The organism is Haloarchaeobius amylolyticus (assembly GCF_026616195.1).
Lineage (GTDB): Archaea > Halobacteriota > Halobacteria > Halobacteriales > Natrialbaceae > Haloarchaeobius > Haloarchaeobius amylolyticus.
Genome location: NZ_JANHDH010000002.1, coordinates 536,634 through 547,181, shown reverse-complemented (window position 1 = coordinate 547,181; position 10,548 = coordinate 536,634). Strand labels below are relative to the sequence as shown.

At 69.6% G+C, this 10,548-nt stretch carries 7 protein-coding genes; 4 read left to right on the top strand and 3 right to left on the bottom strand.

Annotated elements, in window-relative coordinates; genetic code table 11:
- Positions 1-20: 20 nt before the first annotated feature.
- Both NOV86_RS15070 and NOV86_RS15065 read right to left on the bottom strand, forming a co-directional pair.
- A complete protein-coding gene (locus tag NOV86_RS15070; RefSeq protein WP_267642437.1) occupies positions 21-377 on the bottom strand; it encodes a DUF7518 family protein in 357 nt (118 codons plus the stop codon).
- A 108-nt stretch (positions 378-485) separates the two neighbouring features.
- A complete protein-coding gene (locus tag NOV86_RS15065) occupies positions 486-893 on the bottom strand; it encodes a hypothetical protein (protein WP_267642436.1) in 408 nt (135 codons plus the stop codon).
- Between the two features lie 459 nt (positions 894-1,352).
- Between NOV86_RS15065 and gatB the strand changes: the two genes are divergently transcribed.
- The 3 genes from gatB to NOV86_RS15050 all read left to right on the top strand — a co-directional run bounded on the left by gatB (position 1,353) and on the right by NOV86_RS15050 (position 7,121).
- The gene (gatB, locus tag NOV86_RS15060; RefSeq protein ID WP_267642435.1) at positions 1,353-2,837 is read left to right on the top strand and encodes an Asp-tRNA(Asn)/Glu-tRNA(Gln) amidotransferase subunit GatB; all 1,485 of its coding nucleotides are present in this window, start codon (positions 1,353-1,355) and stop codon (positions 2,835-2,837) included.
- A gap of 78 nt (positions 2,838-2,915) precedes the next feature.
- Positions 2,916-4,487, top strand: coding sequence for a response regulator (locus NOV86_RS15055; protein ID WP_267642434.1), 1,572 nt, complete (start codon positions 2,916-2,918; stop codon positions 4,485-4,487).
- A 138-nt stretch (positions 4,488-4,625) separates the two neighbouring features.
- Positions 4,626-7,121, top strand: coding sequence for a DNA topoisomerase I (locus NOV86_RS15050; RefSeq protein WP_267642433.1), 2,496 nt, complete (start codon positions 4,626-4,628; stop codon positions 7,119-7,121).
- Here NOV86_RS15050 and NOV86_RS15045 read toward each other — a convergent pair.
- The gene (locus NOV86_RS15045) at positions 7,118-9,667 is read right to left on the bottom strand and encodes an Eco57I restriction-modification methylase domain-containing protein (protein ID WP_267642431.1); all 2,550 of its coding nucleotides are present in this window, start codon (positions 9,665-9,667) and stop codon (positions 7,118-7,120) included. The genes NOV86_RS15050 and NOV86_RS15045 overlap by 4 nt on opposite strands.
- Before the next feature lie 89 nt (positions 9,668-9,756).
- On the opposite strand from NOV86_RS15045, the gene NOV86_RS15040 reads away from it, so the two are divergent.
- On the top strand, positions 9,757-10,455 hold the full coding sequence (locus NOV86_RS15040) for a phosphoglycerol geranylgeranyltransferase (RefSeq protein ID WP_267642430.1): 699 nt from the start codon (positions 9,757-9,759) through the stop codon (positions 10,453-10,455).
- The last annotated feature ends 93 nt before the right edge of the window (positions 10,456-10,548 follow it).

Genomic DNA, 10,548 nt, shown 5'->3' with positions numbered 1-10,548 from the left:
GGCTGGCCGGAGACCGCGGATTACGCGACGATGATGTCGTCGCCGAGCCCGGACTCGTCGGTGTCGTCGTCCGGTTCTTCCTCGGCACTCTTAGCGCCTTCGCCTTCGTGATTAGCCATCGCGGCGGCCGCGTCCACCTCGGACTGTGCCGCCTCCTGGCTGACGCCCGGTTCGGGCTCCAGCATCTCGGTTTCGGACGACTCCGCCGTGTCGGCGTCGGCCGTCTCGGGCGCGACGCTGCGGGGGTCTGCTTCCAGTTCTGCTTCCAGAATCCGAACGCGCTCTTTGGTCTCGACGAGTTCCTCCGTGAGACCGCGAACGGTCGATTCGAGTTCGTTGACGGTGGCCTCGAGTTCCTCGACCCGGTTCTTCGGCATACCTACATCGCGTGCGGCGGGAACCATAAACCTGCGTCAGACATCTGACCGCTTCCTGACATTCGTCCAACGTGACTGCCGAACCCGGTGCCGAGACCGGCCTGTGACTCAGATGGCCGTCTCGTACCACGCCGACATCTCCTCGCCGTACCCGACTCTGGCGCGCGCCCTGATGTCCTCGGGGATGCTCGGGTACGAGGCGACGTCCGTGAACAACAACTGCAGTGTCAGGCGCTTTCGCTCCCCCGAGAGCCGGACCGTCCGCGCCTCGCGGGCCGCCGTCTCGTCCACCTCGACCTCACCCTCGACCGTCAACTCGGTCGGCGCCGACCGGTCGACGTACACCTCGACCGCGAGGGTCACGTTCCCGCCGTCGGGCTGTGCCCCGATACTCGTCACCAGCAGGTCGTCGGGGCCCTGCGTGGGCGGCTGGTCGTCCCCGAACTCCAGACAGCCCGACAGCGCGACGCAGGTCCCGATGCCCGACGCCCGGCGGAGGAATCGACGGCGGTTCATTAGCTGGTGACAGTTCGCCGAGACCGTTCAAAAAACCGCGCCTCGGGTCGAGGTTCGAGTCGAATCTCGAGGAGTCGGAGACGGGGCGAAAGAGCCTCCACAGCCGGCTGGCGCGTGCTGGCGAGTGTGCCGAGTAGCGCGGCACGGAGTGCCGCGAGGCGAACGGGGAGGAACGACCCGTGAGCCAGCGAGGCCGCGAGCAGGGGCGCGCGAGGGACGACCGGAGTGAAGTGGAGTGCAACGGAACGAAACGGAGAGAGTCGGCTGGGGAGGGCGTGGTGCGGGGCGGTGCTGTGCGGGGGCGGTCTCCATGCCGCCAGCGCGAGTGAACTGCTAGTCACCACCAGCACTCCCAGACACACCGAACCGGCCATCAACACCCGCAACTCGAGAACACCGACCGACCCCCCAGAACGGAACCCGTCACGCTTTAACCACCCCACACCGAATCCACGGCCAATGACTGCGCAGGCTGTGCAGCCGGACGAACTCGCGGCCGTCATCGGGCTGGAGGTCCACGTCCAGCTGGAGACGGACACCAAGATATTCTGTGGCTGTCCGACGGAACCGACCGAGGAACCGAACACGAACGTCTGTCCCGTCTGCCTCGGTCTGCCGGGCGCCCTGCCCGTCCTCAACGAGGGCGCGGTCGAGGCCGCCGTGAAGGTCGGCAAGGCCATCGACGCCGACATCCCCGAGGAGACCCGGTTCCACCGGAAGAACTACTACTACCCCGACCTGCCGAAGAACTTCCAGATCACCCAGTACGACGAGCCGGTCTGTCGCGACGGCGAGCTCGAGATCTCGGTCGAGGGCGAGCGCAAGGACATCCGCATCCGCCGCGCCCACCTCGAGGAGGACCCCGGCAGCCTCCAGCACGTCGGCGGCGACATCGACAACGCGGACTACACGCTGGTCAACTACAACCGCGCCGGCACGCCCCTGATGGAGATCGTCACGGAGCCGGACTTCCGCAGCCCGCAGGAGGCCCGGGCCTTCCTCGCGAAGCTCACCGAGGTCCTCGAATATCTGGGCGTGTTCGACAGCCAGCGCGACGGCAGCCTGCGCGTGGACGCCAACCTCTCCATCGTCCCGGCCGACGAGGTCGCCGACGACGGCAGCATCTCGAAGGAGGTCCTCGAGGACGCGAACCGCACCGAGGTCAAGAACATCTCCAGCCACAAGGGCGCCGAGAAGGCGCTGGCCTACGAGCGCAACCGCCAGAAGAACCTGGTCCAGCGCGGCAAGGCCGTCGCCCAGGAGACGCGCCACTTCAACGAGACCCACGGCACCACCGTCTCGATGCGCTCGAAGGAGGAGGAGAAGGACTACCGCTACTTCGAGGAGGCCGACCTCCCGCCGCTGCAGGTCTCGGACTGGAAGGAGCGCATCGCCATCCCGGAACTCCCGGACGCCCGCCGCGAGCGCTTCCAGGAGGAGTACGGTCTCGACCGCGAATCCGCCTCCAAACTCACCAGCACGAAGCAGGTCGCGGACTTCTACGAGGACGTCGCCGAGCAGTTCGACCCCGACCTCGCCGCGACGTGGGTCGCCGACAACCTCCTCGGCGAGCTCAACTACCGCGACATGGCCATCACGGACGTGGCCCACCGCCTCGACGAGTTCACCCGGCTCGTCGAACTCGTCGCCGAGGACGAGATTACGACGAAGAACGCCGAGGAGATAGTCCTCCGAAGCATGCTCGACGACGGCGATGCACCGGACGACATCGTCGACCGCGAGGGCCTCGGCAAGACCGGCGAGGACGAGGTCGCGACCGCGGTGCAGGAAGCCATCGACGAGAATCCCGACGCTGTCGAGGACTACTACGACGGCGAGGACGGCGCGCTGAACTTCCTCGTCGGCCAGGTCATGCAGAAGACCCAGGGCTCTGCGGACCCCGGGACCGTCAACCAGAAGCTCCGGGCCGCGCTGGACGAGTAGGGCGGCCTGACTGTCTCCCCCTCCAACTGCTTTCGGCTGGCCGACACGTTCTTCAGGGTACACCACTTCCTCAGAGCCATGCCGACCGGGAGGCAGCGCCCGATCAGGGTCTGCCACGTCGACGACGACGAGGGGTTTCTCGAACTCACCAGACGGACGCTCACCCGCGAGTACGACCACGTCACCGTCGAGCCGACCACGGACCCCGAGGCTGCTCTCGACGTGCTGGACGACGTGGACTGCGTCGTCAGCGACTACCGGATGCCGACGATGGACGGCCTCGCCCTGTTCGCGGCGGTCCGTGAGCGCGACCCGGACCTCCCGTTCGTGATGTTCACCGGGAAGGGCTCGGAGGACGTGGCGAGCGAGGCCATCTCGGCGGGCGTCACCGACTACGTCCGCAAGGACGCCAGCCCGGACCGGTTCGACCTCCTCGTGAACCGCGTCGAGAAGGTCGTCGAGGCGGCCGAGCGCGAGCGCGCCCTGCGCGAGGAGCGCGAGCGCTTCCAGGCGCTGTTCGACAACATCCCGGAGCCGACGGTCGCCTACGAACTCCGCGAGGACGACGAACCGTACGTGACCGACGTGAACCCGGCGTTCGAGCGAGTGTTCGGGCACTCGACAGCGGCTATCCGCGGCGAGTCCCTCGACGACTTCGTCGTCCCCCAGGACAGGACCGACGAGGCCGCCAACCTGAACCAGCAGGTCGCTCGTGGGGAGCCACTCGACGCCGAGGTCACCCGGCTGACCGCCGACGGGGAGCGCCAGTTCCTCCTGCGAGACGTACCGAACCGCCACGAGAACGGCGTCCGGTTCGGGTACGCCATCTACACCGACATCACGGAACAGCGCGAGCGCGAGGAAGCCCTGGAGCGCAGTCGCGAACGCCTCGAACGCCAGAACGAGCGCCTGGAGGCGTTCGCGGGCGTGGTGAGCCACGACCTGCGGAACCCCCTGTCGGTCGCGACCAGTCACGCCGACCTGCTCGCGGAGACGGGCGAGGTCGAGCGCATCGAGCACGTCCGGGAGGCGCTCGCCCGGATGGACGAACTCGTCCAGGACCTGCTCGCGCTGGCCCAGCACGGGACCGCGGTGCAACAGCTGGCCCTGTGCGACCTCGAGTCGCTGGCGGTCCGGGCGTGGGCGAGCGTCGAGACGCCGGACGCGGAACTCGAGGTCGAGGGCGACTGTGCCATCCGGGCCGACGAGGGGCGGGCACAGCAGTTGCTGGAGAACCTGTTCCGCAACGCTGTCGAGCACGGCTCGACAGGCCGTCAGATGGAATCTGACGACGCCGTGGAACATGGCGGTCCACGAGCCTCCGGCGGAGCCGGAGACGCTGTCGAGCACGAATCGGCCGATGAAGGATGGGAGCAGGCCGGGGACCAGCCCCTCCTGACCGTCCGCGTCGGCTGTTTCGAGGGCGAGGACGGCTTCTTCGTGGCCGACGACGGCCAGGGCATCCCGGCGGACTGCCGGGAGACGGTGCTCGACCACGGCCACTCCTCACAGCCCGACGGCTCCGGGTTCGGGCTGGCCATCGTGGAGTCCATCGCGGACGCCCACGACTGGACCGTCACGGTGACCGAGAGCGCGGCCGGCGGGGCGTGCATCGAGGTCCGCGGGGTCGACGTGGTCCAGCGAGGGTGACACGTCTCGCGGTCGCTCGCTCCCGCGCGCAGGTGCGCCTTGTCCCGCCGCCGTCTCTCGATTTTCGGCCCCGAAACCTTTAGAACGGCCTCCGACCTATCCACCGCCAATGACCGACCGGAGAGCCGGGGGTGACCCATGGAGCTGATAATCACGGAGAAGGACAACGCGGCACGACGCATCGCCGACATCCTGAGCGGCGAGTCCGCCAGCGCCGAGCGCGAGAACGGCGTGAACGTCTACAAGTGGGGCGGCAAGCGCTGCGTCGGCCTGTCGGGCCACGTCGTCGGCGTGGACTTCCCGCCAGAGTACAACGACTGGCGCGACGTGGAGCCACACGAGCTCATCGACGCGAGCATCCAGAAGACGCCGACGAAGGAGAACATCGTCGCGACGCTGCGCCTGCTCTCGCGCAAGGCCGACCGCGTCACCATCGCGACAGACTACGACCGCGAGGGCGAACTCATCGGGAAGGAGGCGTACGAACTCGTCCGCGAGGTGAACGACGACGTGCCCATCGACCGGGTGCGCTTCTCCTCCATCACCCAGCGCGAGGTCACGGAGGCGTTCGACAACCCGGACGACCTCGACTTCGACCTCGCGGCGGCGGGCGAGGCCCGCCAGATCATCGACCTCGTGTGGGGGGCGGCACTCACCAGGTACCTCTCGCTGGCCGCCCGCCAGCTCGGTGACGACTTCATCTCGGTCGGGCGCGTCCAGTCCCCGACGCTGAAGCTCATCGTCGACCGCGAGCGCGAGATCGAGGCGTTCGACCCCGAGGACTACTGGGAGCTGTTCGCCGACCTCGGGAAGGACGACGAGGAGTTCGAGGCGCAGTACTACTACCTCGACGAGGACGGCAACGAGGCCGAGCGCGTCTGGGACGAGGCGACGGCGGAGTCGGTGTACGAGGAACTGCAGGAGGCCAGCACCGCCACCGTCTCCGACGTGGACCGGCGCACCCGGACCGACACGCCCCCGGCGCCGTTCAACACCACGCAGTTCATCCGCGCGGCCAGTTCGCTTGGCTACTCGGCCAAGCGCGCCATGAGCATCGCTGAGGACCTCTACACCGCCGGCTACATCACCTACCCGCGGACGGACAACACGGTGTACCCGGACGACCTCGACCCCGAGGAACTGCTCGACGACTTCGTCGGGCACTCCGAACTGGGCGAGTCCGCCGAGGACCTGCTCGACCTCGAAGACATCGAGCCGACCCGCGGCGAGAACGAGACGACCGACCACCCGCCCATCCACCCGACCGGCGAGATTCCGGTCCGCGGCAGCGACGTGGACGACGACGAGTGGGAGGTGTACGAACTCGTGGTCCGGCGCTTCTACGCGACCTGTGCCGAGCCCGCGAAGTGGGAGCACCTCAAGGTCGTCGCCGACATCGGCGAGCACACCCTGAAGGCCAACGGGAAGCGCCTCGTCGACCCCGGCTACCACGCCGTCTACCCGTACTACAACACCTCCGAGAACCACGTCCCCGACGTGTCCGTCGGCGAGGACCTCGCCATCGGCGAGGTTCGGTTCGAGGCCAAGCAGACCCAGCCGCCGCGGCGCTACGGCCAGTCGCGGCTCATCGAGACGATGGAGAAGATGGGCATCGGGACGAAGGCGACCCGCCACGAGACCCTGGAGAAACTGTACGACCGGGGCTACGTCGAGAGCGACCCGCCGCGGCCGACCCAGCTCGCGAAGGCCGTCGTCGAGGCCGCCGAGAACTACGCCGACCACATCGTCAGCGAGGACATGACGGCCCAGCTGGAGAAGGACATGGACCGCATCGCCTCCGGCGAGGTCTCGCTGGAGGACGTGACCGACGAGTCCCGCGAGATGCTCGAACAGGTGTTCGCCGAGTTGCGCGACTCCCGCGAGGAGATCGGCGACCACCTCCAGAAGAGCCTGAAGGCCGACAAGCAACTCGGCCCCTGCCCGGAGTCCGGCCACCAGCTGCTGGTCCGGCGCTCCCGGCGCGGCTCGTACTTCGTCGGCTGTGACGGCTACCCCGACTGCGAGTTCACGCTCCCGCTGCCCTCGACGGGCAAGCCGCTCATCATGGACGAGACCTGCGAGGAGCACGAGATGCACGAGGTGAAGATGCTCGCGGGCCGCCAGACGTTCGTCCACGGCTGCCCGATGTGCAAGGCCGACGCCGCGGGCGAGGGCCCCGCCGTCGGGCCGTGTCCCGAATGCCACGAGGAGCACGATGGCGAACTGCGCGTGAAGACCCTGCGGAACGGCTCGCGACTCGTCGGCTGTTCGCGCTACCCCGACTGCGACTACTCCGTGCCCCTGCCCCGGCGCGGCAACGTCGTCGTCATCGAGGACGAGGTGTGTGACGAACACGGCGCGTTCTCCATCCACGTGGAGTACGAGGACTCGGACCGCGACCCGTGGGAACTCGGCTGTCCCATCTGCAACTACCGCGAGTACCAGGCCAGAGAGAGCGACTCGGGGACCGGCCTCGAGGCGCTGGAAGGCATCGGCGCGAAGACCGCCGAGAAGCTCAAGGAGGCCGGTATCGAGAGCGTCGACGACCTGAAAGAGGCCGACCCAGACGAGGTCGCCGGGGCGGTCCAGGGCGTCAGCGCCGACCGGGTGCGCGGCTGGCAGGCGAACGCCTAGTCCTCCTCGGCAGCCCGCGCGACGATTTCACTCTCCTCGACCGACAGCCCGAACAGCGACGCGACCACCTCGTCGATTCTCGCGTCGGTCTCGCGTATCGTCGCCGCCAGCTCTGCGGCCTCCTGCGTCGTCTCGCGATAGGAGTCGAGTTCGTCGGCGACCGCGGCCGGGTCGGGCACCCGGACCGCGAGCAGCCGGTCCGTGAGCGAGTTCGTCTTGCTGGCCTCGCGGCGGAACCCGGCCGGGCTCCCCTCGCCCGCGACCGCCTGCGAGACGACCGCGCCGACGAGCGCGCCGAGGCGGTCGTCACACGCCAGCCGGACCGCGGGGCGCAGGTCGGTCTCGACGTACCCCCAGCTGTCGGGTGCGAGGTCGGTCGCCGGGTCCTGCTCGTCGGGGCGGTACCGCGCCGTCGCCAGGATCACCACGCCCTCGTCGGTCTGCTCGACCGCGACCCGGCCGATGCGAAGCCGGTCGTGGGTGCGCGTGGTGGCCCCGAGCGGGCCGGTCGCCACCGCGACCGCACCGAGGTCTGCGAGTGTGTCGGTGTCGTCTCCCGCGAGGGCGCCGTCGACCGAGAGCGCCAGCGCGGGCTCGAGGTCGCGGCGCGCTCGCCGGGCGTCGTGTGCCTGCCGGGCCAGCGCGGCGAGTCGGTCGACGGCGTCGGGTGGCGGCGCCGCCGGGAGTGGCACCTCGCCGAGGAACATGGGCTTGCACCGGAGGTAGCCGCCGCTGACGTGGCTGCCGCCGTAGACCTGCCGGAAGTACCAGTCCACGAGCCCCGCGTTCAGGAGGCCGAGCAGCGCCCAGGTCGAGTACGGCGAGCCATCGCGGGGCCGGACGACGTAACAGGAGTTCAGGACGTAGCGGTCGTGGTCGTCGTAGCCTGCCTCGGGTCCCTCGCTCACGTCCGGGACGAGCAGTTTCTCGCCCTCGAAGAGGGCCGGCTCGCGGAGGTCGGCGTACTCCCCCGCGGCCTCGTCCACGAGCCCCGGGTCGTACCGGATGTAGCGCCCGGCCCAGTCCACGAGGTAGGGCGTGACGGCGTCCCCGCCGACGACCGGTTCGGTGTCGGGGCCGGGGTCGTCGACGAGCAGTCGCTCGCGGACGTTCCCGGTGTGGATGCCCTCCGTCATCGTCGCGTGGTCGCCGAGACGGTCGCCGGCCCCCGAGAGCCGGGCGACGAGGTCGGCGGCGTCCGCGGAGAGGTCGGTCGGGACCACCCGGTCGCCGAGGCGGTCCACGACGGCTCTGGGGACAGCCACGCGCTCGGCGGCGGTGATGGTCGCCTCGGCCGCCGGCCGGGCGACCGTGACGGTCTCGGTCGGGCCCGCGTCGGCCGCGAACCGCAGGACGAGGGGGTAGACGTTGGCGTCGGGGAACACGTCGTGCGAGGAGAGGTCCACGAGTTCGGTGAGCCGGTGGCGGTCGAGCAACTGGTCGCGCAGGGGCCGGCCGTACCGGGTGGTCGTCCACTTGTTCGGGACGACGAGCCCGACGTGCGCGGCGAGGTCGCCCGAGCGCTCGACGAACGGGATGTAGAGGTCGAACGCGCCGGTGACGGTGCTGTAGTGCTCGCGGAGGTACGTCTTCAGGTCGGCCGGGAGGTGCCGGCTGCGGACGTAGGGCGGGTTCCCGATGGCGGCGTCGAACCGGCCGCGCTCGCCGGTCGCCCCGTCCGGCCCGAGCACGTCCGGGAACGTGGCTGGCCAGTCGAGGGGCTGGCTGTCGGCTGGTGGTCGGCTGTCGGCCGATGGCTCGGTGGACGCGCCGTCGGGGCCGGCGCCGACGAGCGAGTCGCCGACGGCGAGGTGCTGGCGGAGGCTGGCGAGGGCGGCCGGGCCGGCGTCGGTCGCGAGCCAGCAGACCAGCACCGCGAGGTCGACCGCCCTGGCGTCGAGGTCGACGCCGTAGACGGTGTTCGCGACGAGGTCGTCGACGAGGGTCTGCGGGTCGTCGCCAGACTCGCCAGCCAGCCGGTCCCGCAACTCGCAGACCGCGCCGACGAGGAAGCGGCCACAGCCCATCGCGGGGTCCAGCACCGCGAGGTCGGTCAGGTCGCGTTCGCCCGCCGCGACCGCCTCGGCGAGGGGGCCGACCGTCTCGGCGACCACGTAGGCGACCACCGGGAGCGGGGTGTAGTACGCGCCGGCGGCCTTGCGCCGGTCGGCCAGGACCGCCTCGTGGACCGTGCCGACGTGTCGCGGGTCGATGGCCGCGAAGTCCCGGGGCTCGTCGGTGTCGCCGACGGTCCGGAGGGCCGCCACGGCGTCGGCGAGTGCGGCCGCATCGGGCCACGCGTCGAGTGGGAGCGGGTCGGTCGGGACCCGGTCCTCGACGGCGGCCCAGGCGGCGTCGAGGCGGTCCGGCAGACCGTCGCGGTCCCCCCAGTCGAGAGCGCCGGGGAATCGGCCCCTCGCGTCGGCGAAGCAACAGACGAGGACGCGCGAGAGTGCCACGTCGCCGGCCTGTCCGTCCGGCAGGTGCTCCCGCGCGTCGAGTGCGTCCGCTCGCAGTCGGGCGGCAGCAGCGGGCGCAGGAGCCATGAGTCACCCGTACAGACGGCGGCTGGCGACGTTAAACTCCGGGTCGGGGTTTCGAAGAGATTTTAGCCGGGCACGAGGTTCGTCCCCGTATGAGCCGACCGTGGGACGACTGGAACCACATCCTGAAACTCGACCCCGACAAGGAGCTCCCCGACGGGGTCACCTACGAAGACGTGTGTGCGACGGGCACCGACGCCATCGAGATCGGCGGAACCCTCGGCATGACCGAGGAGAAGGTCGCCGAGGTCATCGAGGCCTGCGCCGAGCACGACGTGCCGCTGTACCAGGAGCCGAGCATGCCGAACGTGGTCGTCGACTCCGACCACCTCGACGGCTACCTCGTCCCGACCGTGTTCAACGCCGGCGACGTGTTCTGGGTCACCGGCGCGCACAAGGAGTGGCTCCGCATCGACGACTTCGACTGGGAGAAGACGACGACGGAGGCCTACATCGTCCTCAACGACGAGGCCAGCGTCGCCGAGTACACCGAGGCCGAGTGCGACCTGCAGGCCGACGACGTGGCGGCCTACGCCGAGATTGCAGAACGCATGTTCGGCCAGGAGATCATCTACATCGAGTACTCCGGGATGCTCGGTGACACCGAGAAGGTCGCCGCGGCCCAGGACGCGGTCGACGAGGCGACCGTGTTCTACGGCGGCGGCATCCACGACTACGAGTCGGCCAACACGATGGCCGAACACGCCGACGTGGTCGTCGTCGGCGACCTCGTCCACGACGAGGGCATCGAGGCGGTCGAGGCGACGGTCCGCGGCGCGAACGACGCCTGACCTGCCGGGGCCCGACACACCCGGTGCGCGGGGGGACCCGCGAGCATTACCACTGGGTGATGATACGAGAACCTCGGATACGCTGGAAATTCA